Genomic DNA, 16,587 nt, shown 5'->3' with positions numbered 1-16,587 from the left:
CGAGCCACCTCCCCATCGCCCTTCGGCGACGGGGAGGAGACTGGAAACGCCATGAACGTCATCGACACGCCCTCCCCCGACTTCATGCTGGAAGAGGACATCGTCATGTTCTCCGACAGCGTCGGCAAATGGATCGACGAACACGCACCGCCGGAGGCCGTCCAGTCCTGGATCGCCAACTCCAGCGTCCCTCGCCAGCTGTGGAACGACGCCGGCGAGGCGGGCCTGCTGGGCCTGTCGATGCCCGAGGAAGACGGCGGCATGGGCGGCGACTATCGCCACGAAGTCGTGCTGATGCGTCAGCTCGGCTGGAAGGGCGCGGACCATTTCGGCATCTCGCTGCACAACGCCATCGTCGCCCCCTACATCTGGCACTACGGCACCGAGGAGCAGAAGAAGCGCTGGCTCCCGCGTCTGCTGACCGGCGAACTGGTCGGGGCCATCGCCATGACCGAACCGGGCGCCGGCAGCGACCTGCAGGGCATCAAGACCACCGCCATCAAGTCCGGCAACGGCTATGTCGTGAACGGCTCCAAGACCTTTATCACCAACGGCCAGCTGGCCAACTTCATCATCGTCGTGGCCAAGACCGATCCGACGCAGGGGTCCAAGGGCACCAGCCTGATCGTCGTCGAGACCGACGGCGCTGAAGGCTTCGAGCGCGGCCGCAACCTCCACAAGATCGGCATGGAGGGCAACGACACCTCCGAACTGTTCTTCAACGACGTGAAGGTGCCGGGCGAGAACATCATCGGCGGTGCCGAAGGGCTGGGCTTCATCCAGCTCATGCAGCAGCTGCCGCAGGAACGGCTGAATATCGCCGTCCAGGGCGTCGCTGCCGCCGAGCGCGGGCTCAAGGAGACACTGGAATACGTCAAGGGCCGCAAGGCCTTCGGCAAGTCGATCCTGGAGTTCCAGAACACCCAGTTCAAACTGGCCGAGGTCAAGACCAAACTGACCGTGGCCCGCGTCTTCGTCGACCACTGCATCGGCCTGCACCTCAAGGGCCAGCTCGACGCCGTGACGGCCTCCATGGCCAAATACTGGGTCACCGACATCCAGGGCGAGGTCCTGGACGAGATGCTCCAGCTGCACGGCGGCTACGGCTACATGAACGAATACCCGATCGCCCAGCTCTACAAGGACGCCCGCGTCCAGCGGATCTACGGCGGCACCAACGAGATCATGAAGGTCTTGATCGGGCGCTCGCTGTAGCCACCTTCGGTCCTCTGCCGGACGGGGACGGGCGCATGTGGGAATGGATCGTGATGGCGGGGCTGCTGGCCGGCTTCGTCTTCGTCATGCCTTGGGCTGTCCGATCGATGCGGAACAGCCGCCGCAAGTCCGGCGCGGGCGGCATGGGCGGGGCGTTCCTGGAAATGCAGGCCTTCATCGCCCCGTCGACGGAGCATCTGATCGAGGCCCGCGAGGAGAAGGTCCTCGAGGTTGCGGGCGATGCGGACCCTGAAAACCCCCGGAGACCCGCCACCTTGTCATCCCCGATCTCCGCTTCGCTGCGTCGAGGATGACAAGGTCGCACAGGCGCGGTGCAACAGCTATGAAGCCCCATGCGCAAGACCGCCCCGCAGAGACTGGCCGAACGTGAGACCCGGGCCCGATCGGAGCTGCTCGACAGCCTGTTCGACGTCTGGATAGGTCAGGCGAACAATGAGGCGACCCTGGCCCGCCTCGGCCCGGTCGACCCGCTAAACGCCGCCGACGTCTCGCGCGCGCTCAAAGCCGACATCACCGGCCCCTTCGCAGAACTCACACGCGAAACACAGACCCGTATCAAGGCCGCTTTGACCGTCCTCGTCGCCTCCGACGGCGCGGAGTTCCGCGAATACTGGCTCGACCTGCGCGCGCCGTTCGGAACCACCGAGGTCGAGGCCGACGCCATCTTCCCGGTCATCGCGCGAACCTTCGGCGTCCGACTCCCGGACACGCCGCCCGGCGGCTAGGATCATCCGATGATCCGTCTCCACGTCACCCCCGACCTGTCCGCCGGTACCGGCGTCGCCCCGACGCTCGACCAGTCCCGCTACCTGACCCAGGTCATGCGGCTGAAGCTCGGCGACGACCTGCTGATCTTCAATGGCCGTGACGGTGAATGGCGCGCGACCATCGCCGAGGTGCTCAGGAAGGGCGTCGTCCTGCGCGCCGGGGAACAGGTCCGGCCCCAGACCCTCGGCCCCGACCTCGACCTGATTGTCGCCGTCGTCAAGAAGTCCCGGGTCGAGACCATCGTCGAGAAGGCCGCCGAACTGGGGGCCCGCCGGGTCCGGCTGACCGTGACCCAGCGTACCAATGTCGAACATGTCCGCCTCGACCGCCTCGACGCCATCGCCATCGAGGCCGCCGAACAGACCGGTCGCCTCGACGTGCCGACCGTCGACGATCCGGTGAAGCTGGCCTCGATCCTGGACGGCTGGGATCCCGCACGACGCCTGATGTTCTGCGACGAGACCGGCGGTGCGCCGGTGATCGGCGCGGTCACCGAGTCCGGCCCGTGGGCCATTCTGATCGGCCCCGAGGGTGGCTTCTCGCCCGAAGAGCGCGACCGCCTGCGGTCCCAGCCCTTCACCACCGCCGTGTCGCTCGGTCCCCGCATCCTGCGCGCCGACACCGCCGCCATCTCCGCCATGACCCTGTGGCAGGCGGCGGTCGGCGACTGGGAAGGCTGCCGGCCATGCTGATGGAACTGGCGCTCGCCACGGTCATGGTCCTGCTCACCGTCATCATCCACGGGGCCGGCCTGCTCATCCTCGGCCACCTCATGGAATGGCTTGAGCGGGCTCGGGGCCAGACCCGCGTCAGCCCCGTCTCGGTCGAGGGTGCCCTGGTCGCCGTGCTCTCTGCCCTCGGCCTGCTGGTCCTTCACGGCGTGGAGATCTGGCTCTATGCCTTCCTCTATCGCGCGATCGGGGCGGTCGAGACGATCCGGGACGCCGTCTATTTCTCGACCATCGCCTATGCCTCGATCGGCTTCTCGGACGCCGCCATGGCTCCGGAGTGGAAACTGCTGGGCGCGCTGGAAGGCATCAACGGCGCGCTTCTACTCGGCTGGTCTGTCGCCTTCTTCGTGACGCTGATGACCCGCTTTCTGCCCGCGCGCAGGCACAACGGCTGATCAGCGCCTTCGGTAGCGGGTCGCCGACAGGGTTTCCGACACCGCGCAGGACTTCACATCGATCCAGCCGCCCGCCCGCATGGCGGCGCGCACCGCGTTGTCGCCGAACGCTGTCGTCTTGCCCTTGCCGTGGATGATCCAGACCGGCGAGGGAGCCAGGGCCGCAACGACCTCCATCGCCTCCGGATCTGCGACCCGTGCGATCCCCTGAGCCGCCAGGTCCGGCTCCACGCGCTCGACGCCAGCCAGCGCCTCCGCAAGCTCCGCCGCGTCCAGCGTCCCGAAGGTCCACATCGCCAGCCCCGGCGACAGGCCCATCTTCTCGGCGAGCGTCGGCAGCGGTTTTTCCAGCATCGCCTTCCATTTCAACGCCTCGCCGGCCCCCAGACCCAGCCGGAACGGTCCCTGCTCCGCCTGTCCGACCAGATCGCCGCCGTCGACGGCCAAGGCCCGGATCGAGCCGCGCGCGATCATCAGCCCCAGCGGACGGCGCAGGATGATCCCTTCGGCCTCCAGCAGGGCCCGGGCCTTTCCGGAGCGCCCGGCATAGGCCGCCTCCACGAACGCCTCGCGTCCCATGTCATCCTCCGTCCCACCCCTTGAGACCGGCCGCAATCTCACCCATTTAGCCGCAACGGGCCAGTCGCCCGCTGGGGTTCCCATGACCGACACCGCGCCACTGACTTTCGACGACCTGGTCGGCGTCATGTCGAAGGGCATGAAGCCCAAATCCGAATGGCGCGTGGGCACCGAGCACGAGAAATTCGGCTTCGACAAGTCGACCCTGCGCCGCCCGACCTATGAGGGTCCGAACGGAATCCTGGCCATGCTGACCGGCCTGCAGCGGTTCGGCTGGGCCCCGGTCGAGGAAGCCGGCCATATCATCGCCCTCGAGCGGAAGAACGATGAGGGTTACACCGCCTCGATCTCGCTCGAGCCAGGCGGCCAGTTCGAACTGTCGGGCGCCCCGCTCCAGACCATCCACGACATCTGCTCCGAGACCGGCCAGCATCTGATGGAGGTGAAGATGGTCGCCGACGAGCTGAACCTCGGCTTCCTCGGCGCCGGCTTCGATCCGAAGTGGCGACGCGAGGACGTGCCGGTGATGCCCAAGGGCCGCTACGACATCATGCGCGCCTATATGCCGAAGAAGGGCAATCTCGGCCTCGACATGATGCTGCGCACCTGCACCATCCAGGCCAATCTCGACTTCGGGTCAGAGGCAGACATGGTGGCGAAGTTCCGCACCTCGCTGGCGCTCCAGCCCATCGGCACCGCCCTGTTCGCCTGCAGTCCGTTCACGGAAGGTCGTCCGAACGGCTTCCTGTCCGCCCGCGCCAACGTCTGGACCGACACCGATCCCGACCGCACCGGCATGCTGAACTTCGTGTTCGCGGACGGCTTCGGCTTCGAGACCTATGCCAACTATGCGCTCGATGTGCCGATGTATTTCGCCAAGCGCGGCGACCGCTATATCGACGCCTCGGGCCAGTCGTTCCGCGACTTCATGGACGCCAAGCTTCCCGCCCTGCCCGGCGAGCGCCCGACCCTGAAGGACTGGGCCGATCACCTGACCACCCTGTTCCCCGAGGTCCGGCTGAAACAGTATCTGGAGATGCGCGGCTCGGACGGCGGCCCCTGGAGCCGCATCTGCGGCCTGCCCGCCCTGTGGACCGGCATCTTCTATGACGCGCCCTCGCTGGCCGCCGCCTGGGACCTCTGCAAGGACTGGGACATCGAGGACCACGAGCGGCTGCGTCGCGACGTGACCCGTCTGGGCCTGCGCGCTGAGGTCGCCGGCCGGTCCGTGCGCGACATCGCCGTCGACATGGTCGCCATCGCCCGCGAAGGCCTGAAGAACCGCGCCAGATTCTCCGGCGGCATGGTCGACGAGCGTGGCTATCTGTCCGAGCTGGAAGACATCGCCGACACCGGCGTCACCCCGGCCGAGCGGATGCTCGACCTGTACCACGGCGAGTGGAAGGGTGACGTCGACCGCATCTACCGCGACTTCGCCTACTGAAGAACCCGACTATCGCTTGAGAAGGCCGCCCAGCATGTCGCCCAGACCGCCCGGCAACTGGTCCAGCAGGCCACCTGCGTCGGCCACATCACCGTTCGGCGTCATGCGGTCGACCGCTTCGGGCAGCAGGCCGGCCAGCGTTTCGGACGCCTGCTCGGGCGAGATCCCCAACTTCGTCGCGAACTCGGCGATTGGCCCTGACCCCAGGACCTGTTTGATCTGCTCGGGCGAGATATTGAGGTTCGCACCCGTGCCGATCCAGGACTGAACCATATCGGCCATGCCCGCGCCGCCAAACTTCTCGGCGAGACCGGCCACGCCGCCCTGCCCCTTCAGCAGGTCGCCCAGCCCGCCGGCCGCCTGATCGCCCAGACCGTTCATGACGCTGTCGAGAAGTCCCATCATCGCTCTCCGCTGAAATGACGGGCATCCTGCCCACCGACGGCGAAGCTTTCATGTGCGGCGCGAAAACAAAAGAGCCTGTCGGGTCACGGCGAGCTGCCCATGGTGAAGCTCCGGTAACGCCGATCCTGGCCGTGGCGTGCATGGCCAAGCCCGCTGCCGATCTGCTAGGGCGTTCGGCATGAGCCAGCCCGCCGGAACCGCCGCCCGCCGTCTTGTCGAAACCCTCGCGCTCAACGGCGTGACCCGCGTCTTCTGCGTGCCGGGCGAAAGCTACCTCGCTGTGCTCGACGCTCTCGTCGACCACCCGGAGATCGAGGTCATCACCTGCCGCCACGAGGCGGGAGCCGCCAACATGGCCGAGGCCTATGGCAAGCTGACGGGCAGGCCGGGGATCTGCATGGTCACGCGCGGTCCGGGCGCGACCCACGCCTCCATCGGCGTGCACACCGCGCATCAGGACTCGACCCCGATGATCCTGTTCGTCGGCCAGATCGCCCTGACCGACCGCGGCCGCGGCGCCTTCCAGGAGGTCGACTACCGCGAGGTCTTCGGCGGCCTGGCCAAATGGGCCACCGAACTGGAGAGCCCGGAGCGCACCGTCGAGATCGTCGAACGCGCCTTCGCCACGGCCCAGCAGGGCCGGATGGGGCCGGTGGTCATCGCCCTGCCGGAAGACATCCTGCACGAGCCCGGCGGCCCCGCGCCGATCCGCGCTGTGAAGCCCGCGCGCGCCGGTCTCGACCCGGCCTTCCTCGCCGACCTCGGCGACCGTCTGTCGAAGGCCGAGCGTCCGCTGCTGGTCCTCGGTGGCTCCGGCTGGACCGAAGAGGCCGCCGCCGCCATCGGCGACTGGTCCGAACGGCTGGGCCTGCCCGTCGCCCTGTCGTTCCGCAGAAAGGACATCCTGTCGAATGACCGGTCGAACTACGCCGGAGACCTCGGCCTCGGCTGCAATCCCGAGCTGATGAAGCGGGCCAAGGACGCCGACCTGCTGATCGCCCTCGGCGCCCGGCTCGGCGAGAACCCGACCCAGGGCTACACCCTGTTCACCCGCGACCACACGGCCGACCGGCTGGTCCATATCCATCCCGGCCCGGAGGAGCTCGGCCGCGTCTGGACGCCCCTGCTCAGCGCCGCAGCCGACAACGCGCTGGCCGCCCATGCCCTCGCCACGCTCGAGCCCGGCCGCACCTGGCATGAGGCCGCCCGGGCCGCCCACGACCACTACCAGGCCTTCTCGACCCCCGTGCCGGTCACCGGCGCGGTGAACATGTCGGAGTGTATGGCCCACCTCGGTGAGGTCCTGCCGCCGAGCGCTGTGGTCACCAACGGGGCCGGCAATTTCGCCGCCTGGCTGCACCGCTTCTATCGTCACCGTGCCTGCCGCACCCAGCTGGGCCCGACCTCGGGTGCCATGGGTTATGGCTATCCGGCCGCCATCGCCGCCAAGTCCCTGTATCCCGGGCGCGAGGTCATCTGCGTCGCCGGCGACGGCGAATTCCTGATGACCGGCCAGGAGATGGCCACCGCCGTCCAGTTCGGCATCAACGTCGTCGTCATCGTCGTCGACAACGGGACCTTCGGCACCATCCGCATGCATCAGGAAGGCCACTATCCCCGCCGGGTCATGGCCACCGACCTGAAGAACCCCGATTTCGTCAAATACGCCGAAGCCTTCGGGGCCTTCGCCGTCCGCTGCGAGACCACCGCCGATTTCCCGGCCGCGCTGCAGGCCGCCCGCGACGCCGCGAAGGACCGCCCGGCGCTGGTGCATCTGATCACCTCGGCCGAGGACATCGCCCCCAACCGCACGATCACGGGGTTGAGGGCGAAGTAACTTCCCTTCTCCCCTTGCGGGAGAAGGTGGCCGAGCGGAGCGAGGTCGGATGAGGGGTCACGCTGACGTCGACGGTCAGCGCTCGATCCACTCACTCCAGCCGCCGGTGCGACCCCTCATCCGTCAGCCTTCGGCTGCCACCTTCTCCCGCAAGGGGAGAAGGGTCCTCACACCGGCCAGGTCACTTCACTCGCCCCCAACACCTCACCGGCCAGATACAACGAGCCGCAGATCACCACCCGCCCGGCGCCGAGCCGCAGCGCCCGGCTCAACGCCGCCTCGGCCGAGGCCGAACTCTGCGCGCCCAGCCCATGCCCGCGCGCGACCGCCGCCAGAGCCGCCGGATCCGCCGCCGTCCCCTCGAAGCCGACGGTGAAGACGTGGGCACCCGTGTCCTTCAGGGCCTCGAAGAAACCGCCGTGGTCCTTGTTGGCCAGCATGCCGACGACCAGGGCCAGCGGCTGCGGCGCCTTCCTCTGGCGCTCCGCCAGGGCCTCGGCCAGCGCCCTCCCGGCGTGCGGATTATGCCCCCCGTCCAGCCACAGTTCCGCGTCCGCCGCCCGCGCCATTTCGCCATAGGGACCGGCCGACACCCGCTGCATGCGCGCAGGCCACCGCGCCTCGGCAACGCCCCGGGCGATAGCGTCCGCCGGCAGGTCCAGCTCGAGCGCCACCGCCACCGCCAGTCCGGCATTGGCCACCTGGTGCGGCCCCTTCAGACCCGGTGCCGGCAGGTCGAAAAACTGCGCCTGATCCTGGAACACCATGCCGCCGCGCTCGTCCCAGGCGTCGAAGTCCACGCCCATGACCGTCAGCGGTGCCTGGGCGGCCGCCGCCCGCGCCTCGATCACCGCCATCGCCGCCTCCGACTGGCGCGCGACGAGCCCGCGCGCTCCGGCTTTCAGGATGCCCGCCTTCTCCCCGGCGATCCCCTCGATCCGGGTCCCCAGAAATTCCGCGTGGTCCAGGTCCACCGGCGTGATCACGCTCAACAGCGGCCGCGCGATGACATTGGTCGCGTCCAGCCTACCGCCCAGACCGACCTCGACGATGCAGAGGTCCGCCGGCGTCTCGGCCATGGCCACGAAGGCGGCGGCCGTGGTGCTCTCGAACACCGTGGTCTGGACGCCCCGCACCGCCTCGATCCGGTCGAGGATCGCCGACAGGCGTTCGTCGGAAATCAGCTCCCCCGCCAGCCGGATCCGCTCGTTGAACCGCACCAGATGCGGCGAGGTGTAGACGTGGACCTTCAGCCCCGCCGCCTCCGCCATCGCGCGGATGAAGGCGATGGTCGAGCCCTTGCCGTTGGTGCCGGCCACGTGGATCACGGGTGGCAGCCGATCCTGGGGATTGCCGAGCACGGCGCACAGGGTCCGCATCCGGTCCAGCGACAGGTCGATCTTCTGGGGGTGTCGGGCGCGCAGGCGTTCGGAGACAGGATCCATCTCCCGTCCATACGCCCCCGGATGAGCCGAGAAAATGCGGTGACTTCACCCCCCCTAGGCGATCAGCGTTCCTTCAGATAGCCTCCGGTTGAACAAGGAGAGCTTTCCAATGCCGATCGCCGCCCTCGCCTCCGCCGTGATGCTGCTGACGGCCGCGCCGGACCTGACCCTGCGCCAGCAGACTCAGGCGACCCGCGTTCCCGATGTCCAGATCACCGGCGTTCCCACGCCGGAACGGGTCCGCGCCTTCGTCACTCAGATCGCCGCCCCGCCCCGGTATCGGGGTCTCGCCCGCTGGGAGATGCCGATCTGCCCCGGCACGGTGAATCTGGACCGGGAGGCGGCCCAGCCGATCCTCGATCGCATCGCCCTCGCCGCACAGGACATCGACCTCGAGATCGGCGAGCCGGGCTGCGACCCCAATCTCGTCTTCATCTTCACCACCGACGGTTCCGGCCTGGCCAACGCCATGGTCGAGATGGATCGGTCGCTCTTCTACGTCGGCGTCGGCGGGCTGAACCGGGGACCCGCCGCCCTGCGTGAGTTCCAGTCGTCAGACGCCCCCGTCCGCTGGTGGCCGATGAGCATTCCCGTCAACTCCGAAACCGGCGAACGCGCCGTCCGCATCCCGGGCGAGAACCCCAGCCGCTCCTTGCCGCGAGACGTCGCCCGTGCCCTCGGCTGTCAGACGGACGATTGCCCGCTCGGCGCGCCGATCATCCAGACCCCCTCGGCCTCGCGCCTGCGCTCGATCGTCTCGGACGCCCTCTACAAGACCATCGTCATCGTCGATGTGGACGAGCTCGGCGAGATGGATGCGGTTCGGCTCGGCGATTACCTGGCCTTCGTCAGCCTGGCCCAGATAGACCCGGAGGCCGACACCGCCGGTTTCGACACCGTGCTCAACCTGTTCGACAGTGGCGCCGGAGAGGGGATGACCCACTGGGACCGATCCTACCTACGCGCCCTCTACAATGCCCGCGACGGCTTCCGCGCCCCCTCGTCCCAGGCCGCCGAGGTCGTCAATCTCATGACCCGCGACCGCGTCGCCGAAGCCCGCCGCGAATAGACCTCAGGCCGCCTGACGCCGACCGCCCATCAGCATCGACAGCAGCTTGCCGAGCGTCTCCGGCAGGTCGGCGCGGGCGACGACGCGGTCGACCATGCCTTTTTCCTGCAGATATTCGGATCGCTGGAACCCGGGCGGCAGCTTCTCGCGGATGGTCGTCTCGATGACGCGCGGCCCGGCGAAACCGATCAACGCGCCCGGCTCTGCCAGGTGGATGTCGCCCAGCATCGCATAGCTGGCCGTCACCCCGCCCGTCGTCGGATCGGTCAGGACCACGACGTAGGGCAACTGGGCCTCCTTCAGTTCCTGCACCGCGAGGGTGGTGCGGGCCATCTGCATCAGGCTCAGCGCGCCCTCCTGCATCCGCGCCCCGCCGGCGGCGGTGAAGCAGACCAGCGGAACGTTGCGTTCGATCGCGGCCCGGGCGGCGGCGATGAAGCCCTCGCCTGCGGCCATCCCCAGCGAGCCGCCCATGAAGGCGAAGTCCTGGACAACGGCCACGGCAGGCGTCCCGCAGATGTCGCCGAAGCCGATGGACATCGCGTCCTTCGATCCGGTCGCCTTACGCGCTGCGATGAGACGCTCGCGGTAGGGTTTGCCGTCCGAGAATTTCAGCGGGTCCTCGACCACGTCGGGCGAAGAGATCGCTTCGTATTCTCCGTCGTCGAAGGTGTAACCCAACCGCTGGGTCGCATTGATGCGCATGTGCCGGCCGGACGGCGTCACCCACAGGGCGGCCTCCAGGTCGGAGCGGTAGAGCATCTCGCCCGAGTCCGGGTCCTTGACCCACAGATTGTCCGGCGTCTCGCGCCGGCTGACGATCTTGCGAACGCCCGGCGCGAACCGGCTGAGCCAGCCGCCGCGCTTTTCCTGGGGAGGTTTGGGAGGGGTCTTGTCGGCCATTCTATACCCTCGTCGTCATCCTCGGGCCTGACCCGAGGACGCTTTCCTTCACGCGCGCACCGCGTACGGCATCGGCGAGTGCCTTCACCTTGGCCAGAACCCGGTCCGCCGCCGGCTCGTTCGCGTCCAGCGCCGCCGCGACCTCGTCGACGAGGACTGAGCCGGCGACGACGGCGTCGGCGACCCGCGCGATCTCGGCGGCCCGTTCCGGCGTCTTGACCCCGAACCCGACCGCAACCGGCAGGCCGGAGGCCTTGCGCACCCGCTCGACCGCCGGGGCGACCGAGGCGGATTGCGCCTCCTTCACCCCCGTCACGCCCGCGACCGAGACATAGTAAACGAAGCCCGAGGTCCGCCGCGCGATGACCTCCAGACGGGCGTCGTCCGAGGTCGGGGTGGCCAGACGGATCAGCGACAGGGACGCCGCATCGAGTGCGTCGGTCAGCGGGTCGGCCTCTTCCGGCGGGCAGTCGACGACGATACAGCCGTCCACCCCCGATGCCGCCGCATCGCGCGCAAAGGCCTCGTAGCCATAGCTCTCGATCGGATTGAGATAGCCCATCAGGATCAGGGGCGTGTCGGCATCGCCCTCACGGAAGGCGGCGGCGAGATCGAGCGTTCCCTTCAGCGTCAGCCCGGCCTTCAGACCACGCAGCGCCGCCCGCTGGATCGGCGGCCCCTCGGCCATCGGGTCCGAGAACGGGAAACCCAGTTCGATGATGTCGGCCCCGGCGGCGGGCAGGCCGCGCAGAATCTCCAGCGCCTGATCGCGCGTGGGATCGCCGGCCATGACATAGGCCACGAACCCGGCCCGTCCCTCGGCCTTCAGCGCCGCGAACCGGGCGTCGATGCGCGCCGTCGTCATTGAACCGGCGGCGTCACGGGCGCGGCGGGCGCGGCGGCGCAGACGTCGCCGGGGATGGTCGCCATGCCGATATAGCCAGACACTTCCGGGCCGGCTGGTCGGTTGGGATCGTAGAAGGCCTGAAGCTGCATACCGTCGCAGCCGCCACCCTCGCGGCGCTTGATGAAGACCACGCGGTTGTCGTCGCCGCCCGCCGCGATCCAGCCCTCGCCCTCGAAATGGGCGATGTAGGCTTCGGCGATCCCGCCGATGGAGGCCAGGGGGGCCGTGACGCAGAAGGCCTTGCCGGCCAGGTCATACAGGTTGCCGCAAGTCGCATCGGCCACCGCACCGAGCAGCAGCGGCACCTCGATCGGCTGACCCACGCCGGTCGCCCCGGTCGCAGTCTGGGCCATCGCCGCGACCGGCGTCATCGCCAGCACGGGACCCAGCGCAGCCGCCATCATCATCATCGATCTCATCGTCACAACTCCACGCCCAGATGCTTCGCCACCGCGAAGATATCCTTGTCGCCCCGCCCGCACATGTTCAGCACCACGTCGCCGCTCTTGCCGACCTCGTTGGCGATCTCGCCGATACGCGCCAGGGCATGGCTGGGCTCCAGCGCCGGGATGATGCCTTCGAGCCTGGAGCAGAGCTGGAACGCCTCCAGAGCCTCGACGTCGGTCGCCGTCCGGTACTCGGCCCGGCCGATGTCGTTCAGCCAGGCGTGCTCCGGCCCGATGCCCGGATAGTCGAGACCCGCCGAGATCGAATGGCCTTCCACGATCTGGCCGTCGGCGTCCTGCAGCAGATAGGTACGGTTGCCGTGCAGCACGCCGGGCCGTCCGCCCTGGATCGAGGCCGCATGGTCGGGGCCGTCCAGCCCGCGCCCGGCCGCCTCGACCCCGATCATCCGCACGCCGGCGTCCGCGATGAAGGGGTGGAACAGGCCGATGGCGTTCGATCCACCGCCGATCGCCGCGACCACCGCGTCGGGCAGTTTTCCCCTGCGGTCCTGCATCTGGATGCGGGTTTCCTTGCCGATCACAGACTGGAAGTCCCGCACCATGGCCGGATAGGGATGCGGCCCCGCTGCCGTGCCGATCAGATAATAGGTGTCCGCGACATTGGTGACCCAGTCGCGCATCGCCTCGTTCATCGCGTCTTTCAGCGTGCCGCGCCCCGAGGTCACAGGCACCACCTCGGCGCCCAACAGCTTCATGCGGAACACGTTCGGCGACTGACGCTCCACGTCAGTCGCGCCCATATAGACGACGCACTGCAGGCCGAAGCGGGCGCAGACGGTCGCCGTCGCCACCCCGTGCTGGCCGGCGCCGGTCTCGGCGATGATCCGCTTCTTGCCCATCCGCATGGCCAGCAGGATCTGGCCCATGCAGTTGTTGATCTTGTGCGCCCCCGTGTGGTTCAGCTCGTCGCGTTTGAACCAGATGTCGGCCCCGCCGTGATGCGCCGTTAGCCGCTCGGCGAAATAGAGCGGGCTGGGCCGGCCCACATAGTGGGTCAGGAAATCGTCCAGCTCGGCCTGGTAGGTCGGATCGGCCTTGCAGGCCTCATAGGCCTGGTTCAGCTCCAGAACGAGCGGCATCAGGGTCTCGGCCACGAACCGTCCGCCATAGGGGCCGAAACGACCCTCCGCGTCGGGCATGGCATATTCGTTGGGGATGATGGCGTTCACGGATCAGCTTTCACGCAGGCGTGCGCCCGAAATACGGCCGGGCGGAGGGTTCAGACTACGGCCTTCACGAAGGCCGCGATCCGGGCCGCGTCCTTAACACCCGGGGCGCTTTCGACACCAGAGGACACGTCGAGCAAGGGTGCGCTGCTGATCGCCGCAGCCTCTGCCGCATTCCCGGGCGTGAGCCCCCCGGCGAGGAACCACGGCTTCCGGAACGTCCGCCCGGCCAGCATGGACCAGTCGAATGAGGCCCCCACCCCTCCGGGCAGGACCGACCCCTCCGGCGGCTTCGCATCGAACATCAGATGCTCGACGTGAGCCTCCCAGTCCGCCGCCGCTTCAAGGTCCTCGGCCGTCGAGACCGACAGCACCTTGATGATCCCCGCCCCGGTCAGGGTCCGCACCTGATGCGCCCGCGCGACCGTCTCGCGCCCATGCAACTGCACGAAGTCCGGTCTCAGATGCGCCCCGATCCGGCTCAGCAGATCGTCGTCGGCATCGACCGTCACCGCGACGATCCCGGCCCGGCCGCGCGCCCGCTCGAACAGCGGCCGCGCATCCTCCGGCGCGATGTTGCGGGGGCTACGGGCGAACATCACCGCCCCCACGAATGCCGCCCCGTGGTCGAGCGCGACGTCCAGCGTCTCGGGCGTCGTCAGGCCGCAGATCTTCACACCGGTCATGGAACGAATCCCGGCACGGCTTCCAAAGCGGCGGCGGCCGCCTGCGCATCGTCGAACGTCGCGAGCCTCGCAGACAGACGGGCGGCGATCACGATGTGCATTGCGTCAGGCGCTCGCAAAAGAGGTCGTCGCGCAATCATCGCTCTCGCCTGTGGCACGTCCTGCGAAAGCAGCTGCTGGCGACCGCCCAATCTTTCAGTCCAGGCATCGAACGCCGCCTCTAGATCGCCGAGAGTCTCTTCCCTGACGATACCCCGTCGCACCTTGTTACGGATCGCAGCGCTGAATTCGGCCGCCGCCCAGTCGCTCACCAGAAAGTGCTCGGGTGCGTCCAGCCAGAGTTCTGCGATCTCGGAATGGATGTCCGGCGTGAAGGCGGCGACGATGACGCTGGTATCCAGAAGAACCATCAGTAGCGATAGTCGTCCCGCATGGCCCTGACGACATCTACGGTCGGTTCGACGCCAGTCGAGGCCGCCGCCCGAACGCTACGCAGCCATTCCAGATCGATCTTCGGCTGCGGATTCCGAGTCGGCTCGATCGGCACTACCCGCGCCACCGGGCGACCACGGCGCGTGATCACGACGGGCTCGCCATCCAGCATCCGATCGATCAGACGCGGCAGCTGGTCTTTGGCGGTGGCGATCGAATATTCGCTCATGCCCGGAAGATAGCCATCTAGATGGCCATTGTCGAGGTCAGGCGAACAGGCTGTCGATCTCGGCCTGCGTCGCCGCCCGCCATTCGCCCGGTGCCAGGTCCTCCGGCAACTCCAGCCGCCCCATCCGTTCGCGGTGCAGGGCCTCGACGTGGTTGCCCACGGCAGCGAACATCCGGCGCACCATGTGATAGCGGCCCTCGGTCACCGACAGCCGCGCCACCGCGCGTCCATCGGGCGTCGGCGAAATGACCTCCAGAGACGCGGGCGCCAGCGGCTTGTCCTCGCCCTCCAGCACCAGACCGCCGGCCTCGAACAGCGCCGCCTCCGTCCCCGCCAGCGGTCGGGCCAGGGTCGCGCGATAGACCTTGGCCACATGGCGTTTGGGCGAAATCACCCGATGCAGCAGGTCGCCGTCGTCGGTCAGCAGCAGCAGGCCGGTGGTTTCCTTGTCCAGCCGCCCGATGGTCGAGATCGCCGGGTCCCGCCGACGCCACCGCTCCGGCAGGACGTCATAGACCAGGGCCCCGTCCTCCTTGTGCGAACAGGTCATGCCCAGCGGCTTGTTAAGGATCAGCACCAGCCCCGCCGGCGGGTCCAGCGGCCGTCCGTCGATCTGCATGCGCCCGGGCAGGTCCGGCGTCACCGCGATCCGCTTCGACACATCGGTCAGATCGACGCCGTCCAGCACGATCCCCCCGACCTTGCCCAGCCGCGCGATCTCGGACCGCGAGCCATAGCCCATTGAGCCGAGAAGCTTGTCGACCCGGGCCGTGGGTGTCTTCACTTCACCGCCTCGAACAGCTTGTATCCACCGCCGTCAGAGATCGGCGTGACCCGTTTGAAGGCCTCTTTCAGCTCGGACTCATAGGGCAGGTGCCGGTTGGCGACGAGCCACAGGGTCCCGCCCTTCTTCAGCATCTCGGCGGCCTTGCGGATAAAGGCCTGGCCCAGCCGCCGGTCCTCGGCCCCGCCGTCATGGAAGGGCGGGTTGGAGACGATGAAGTCCAGATCGCCTGCAGCGTCCAGCGTCCGCACATCGGCCCATTCGAACGATGCCCGCGGGTCCTCGACATTCCTCCTGGCGGCCTCGACCGCCCGCCGGTCCAGATCGATCAGCCGCAACGAGGTCACCGCCGGCGACCTCAGAACCACCGTCGCCAGCGCGCCGTAGCCGCAGCCCAGGTCGACCCCCGCGCCCTTCAGCGCCGGCATCGAGGCAGCCAGCTGCGCCGACCCCGCGTCAATCCGGTCCCAGGCGAAGACGCCCGGCTGCGACCACGCTTCCAGCCCCTCGACCCGCTGCATCGCGCCCGCCGCGATCGCCGCGTCCAGCCCGGTCTCCTCACCGGCCTTGATCACGACACAACGCCGATGGTGCGCCTTGGCCGTTTCACCGACCTCCAGCCCGAACGCCTCCAGCTCCTTCTTCAGCCTCGAGCCGCCCTTGTCCTTGGCCGCCATGACGTCCAGCCGCCCGCCGACCTTCAGCGCCCGCAGCGTCTGCGCCAGCGTATAGCGCCGCTCCAGCACGCCTGGCGGCGCATAGACCATGGCCGTCTCGACCGAGCCGTCAGCGAGGCTCTCCATCGCAGTCGAACCGACGATCTGCGGAGAGGTCTGGGTCGCCGCGCCCGGCGGATCGAACACCAAGGGGGGGCGGCCATAGAGGATGGAAGTCGTCATCGCGGGTCCATAGCGCCAATAACCTCCCTCTCCCAGAGGGAGAGGGTTTGAGGCTCGCAGAGCGTCAGCGATGCGTCTTCAGCCGAAAGGGTGAGGGGTCATGCCCTCACCGGTTAGCGACCGAACCCCTCACCCTTTCGCGTCGCCAATCGCTTCGCTCTTGGACGCTCAAGCCCTCTCCCCCCGGGAGAGGGAAATCACCGTC

20 protein-coding genes are annotated in these 16,587 nt (G+C 68.3%); 8 read left to right on the top strand and 12 right to left on the bottom strand.

What is annotated here, in order from left to right:
* The first annotated feature begins 51 nt into the window (after window positions 1-51).
* Genes ACW18A_RS01120 through ACW18A_RS01100 form a run of 5 tightly spaced genes read left to right on the top strand, consistent with a single transcriptional unit; the run spans window position 52 to window position 3,130 of the window.
* Window positions 52-1,215 (top strand): acyl-CoA dehydrogenase family protein, encoded by a 1,164-nt coding sequence (locus ACW18A_RS01120; protein WP_492022984.1) that lies wholly within the window; start codon window positions 52-54, stop codon window positions 1,213-1,215.
* A gap of 35 nt (window positions 1,216-1,250) precedes the next feature.
* Window positions 1,251-1,529: a hypothetical protein gene (locus tag ACW18A_RS01115; protein ID WP_492022983.1), complete on the top strand. Its 279-nt coding sequence runs from the start codon at window positions 1,251-1,253 to the stop codon at window positions 1,527-1,529.
* A gap of 39 nt (window positions 1,530-1,568) precedes the next feature.
* Window positions 1,569-1,961 (top strand): hypothetical protein, encoded by a 393-nt coding sequence (locus ACW18A_RS01110; protein WP_492022982.1) that lies wholly within the window; start codon window positions 1,569-1,571, stop codon window positions 1,959-1,961.
* 9 nt (window positions 1,962-1,970) lie between these two features.
* A complete protein-coding gene (locus ACW18A_RS01105) occupies window positions 1,971-2,696 on the top strand; it encodes a 16S rRNA (uracil(1498)-N(3))-methyltransferase (protein WP_492022981.1) in 726 nt (241 codons plus the stop codon).
* Window positions 2,690-3,130 carry an ion channel gene (locus ACW18A_RS01100; protein WP_492022980.1) on the top strand — a complete coding sequence of 147 codons (441 nt, stop codon included), beginning with the start codon at window positions 2,690-2,692 and terminating at the stop codon, window positions 3,128-3,130. Before ACW18A_RS01105 ends, ACW18A_RS01100 begins: the two co-directional genes overlap by 7 nt.
* Here ACW18A_RS01100 and ACW18A_RS01095 read toward each other — a convergent pair whose 3' ends face one another.
* Window positions 3,131-3,709 carry a hypothetical protein gene (locus ACW18A_RS01095; protein WP_492022979.1) on the bottom strand — a complete coding sequence of 193 codons (579 nt, stop codon included), beginning with the start codon at window positions 3,707-3,709 and terminating at the stop codon, window positions 3,131-3,133.
* 82 nt (window positions 3,710-3,791) lie between these two features.
* On the opposite strand from ACW18A_RS01095, the gene ACW18A_RS01090 reads away from it, so the two are divergent.
* Window positions 3,792-5,153, top strand: a complete 1,362-nt coding sequence (locus ACW18A_RS01090; RefSeq protein ID WP_492022978.1) for a glutamate--cysteine ligase — start codon at window positions 3,792-3,794, stop codon at window positions 5,151-5,153.
* Between the two features lie 9 nt (window positions 5,154-5,162).
* Here the strand turns inward: ACW18A_RS01090 and ACW18A_RS01085 are convergent, their stop codons facing one another.
* On the bottom strand, window positions 5,163-5,558 hold the full coding sequence (locus ACW18A_RS01085) for a YidB family protein (protein ID WP_492022977.1): 396 nt from the start codon (window positions 5,556-5,558) through the stop codon (window positions 5,163-5,165).
* Between the two features lie 178 nt (window positions 5,559-5,736).
* On the opposite strand from ACW18A_RS01085, the gene ACW18A_RS01080 reads away from it, so the two are divergent.
* Window positions 5,737-7,395 (top strand): thiamine pyrophosphate-dependent enzyme, encoded by a 1,659-nt coding sequence (locus ACW18A_RS01080; protein WP_492022976.1) that lies wholly within the window; start codon window positions 5,737-5,739, stop codon window positions 7,393-7,395.
* A gap of 167 nt (window positions 7,396-7,562) precedes the next feature.
* On the opposite strand, the gene ACW18A_RS01075 is transcribed toward ACW18A_RS01080, so the two are convergent.
* Complete coding sequence (locus tag ACW18A_RS01075; RefSeq protein ID WP_492022975.1) at window positions 7,563-8,840, bottom strand: bifunctional folylpolyglutamate synthase/dihydrofolate synthase; 1,278 nt, start codon at window positions 8,838-8,840, stop codon at window positions 7,563-7,565.
* Between the two features lie 109 nt (window positions 8,841-8,949).
* On the opposite strand from ACW18A_RS01075, the gene ACW18A_RS01070 reads away from it, so the two are divergent.
* Entirely contained in the window at window positions 8,950-9,909 is a 960-nt protein-coding gene (locus ACW18A_RS01070; RefSeq protein WP_492022974.1) for a hypothetical protein, read from the top strand.
* A 3-nt stretch (window positions 9,910-9,912) separates the two neighbouring features.
* Here ACW18A_RS01070 and accD read toward each other — a convergent pair whose 3' ends face one another.
* The 9 genes from accD to ACW18A_RS01025 all read right to left on the bottom strand — a co-directional run bounded on the left by accD (window position 9,913) and on the right by ACW18A_RS01025 (window position 16,382).
* Complete coding sequence (gene accD / locus ACW18A_RS01065) at window positions 9,913-10,812, bottom strand: acetyl-CoA carboxylase, carboxyltransferase subunit beta (RefSeq protein ID WP_492022973.1); 900 nt, start codon at window positions 10,810-10,812, stop codon at window positions 9,913-9,915.
* A 1-nt stretch (window position 10,813) separates the two neighbouring features.
* Window positions 10,814-11,677 (bottom strand): tryptophan synthase subunit alpha, encoded by an 864-nt coding sequence (trpA, locus tag ACW18A_RS01060; RefSeq protein ID WP_492022972.1) that lies wholly within the window; start codon window positions 11,675-11,677, stop codon window positions 10,814-10,816.
* Window positions 11,674-12,138 carry a hypothetical protein gene (locus ACW18A_RS01055; protein WP_492022971.1) on the bottom strand — a complete coding sequence of 155 codons (465 nt, stop codon included), beginning with the start codon at window positions 12,136-12,138 and terminating at the stop codon, window positions 11,674-11,676. The genes trpA and ACW18A_RS01055 overlap by 4 nt, the downstream gene beginning before the upstream one ends.
* 2 nt (window positions 12,139-12,140) lie before the next feature.
* Complete coding sequence (gene trpB / locus ACW18A_RS01050) at window positions 12,141-13,325, bottom strand: tryptophan synthase subunit beta (RefSeq protein WP_492024310.1); 1,185 nt, start codon at window positions 13,323-13,325, stop codon at window positions 12,141-12,143.
* Between the two features lie 80 nt (window positions 13,326-13,405).
* Window positions 13,406-14,038, bottom strand: a complete 633-nt coding sequence (locus ACW18A_RS01045; protein WP_492022970.1) for a phosphoribosylanthranilate isomerase — start codon at window positions 14,036-14,038, stop codon at window positions 13,406-13,408.
* Window positions 14,035-14,448 (bottom strand): type II toxin-antitoxin system VapC family toxin, encoded by a 414-nt coding sequence (locus tag ACW18A_RS01040; protein ID WP_492022969.1) that lies wholly within the window; start codon window positions 14,446-14,448, stop codon window positions 14,035-14,037. The genes ACW18A_RS01045 and ACW18A_RS01040 overlap by 4 nt, the downstream gene beginning before the upstream one ends.
* Entirely contained in the window at window positions 14,448-14,699 is a 252-nt protein-coding gene (locus ACW18A_RS01035) for a type II toxin-antitoxin system Phd/YefM family antitoxin (protein WP_492022968.1), read from the bottom strand. The genes ACW18A_RS01040 and ACW18A_RS01035 overlap by 1 nt, the downstream gene beginning before the upstream one ends.
* A gap of 37 nt (window positions 14,700-14,736) precedes the next feature.
* On the bottom strand, window positions 14,737-15,441 hold the full coding sequence (locus ACW18A_RS01030; protein ID WP_492024309.1) for a pseudouridine synthase: 705 nt from the start codon (window positions 15,439-15,441) through the stop codon (window positions 14,737-14,739).
* Window positions 15,442-15,479: 38 nt separating this feature from the next.
* Complete coding sequence (locus ACW18A_RS01025) at window positions 15,480-16,382, bottom strand: class I SAM-dependent methyltransferase (RefSeq protein ID WP_492022967.1); 903 nt, start codon at window positions 16,380-16,382, stop codon at window positions 15,480-15,482.
* Window positions 16,383-16,587: the final 205 nt, after the last annotated feature.

The organism is Brevundimonas sp. AVps5, from assembly GCF_058681515.1.
Note: the sequence above shows the minus strand (reverse complement) of the source record. Positions and strands in the feature narration are given on the sequence as shown.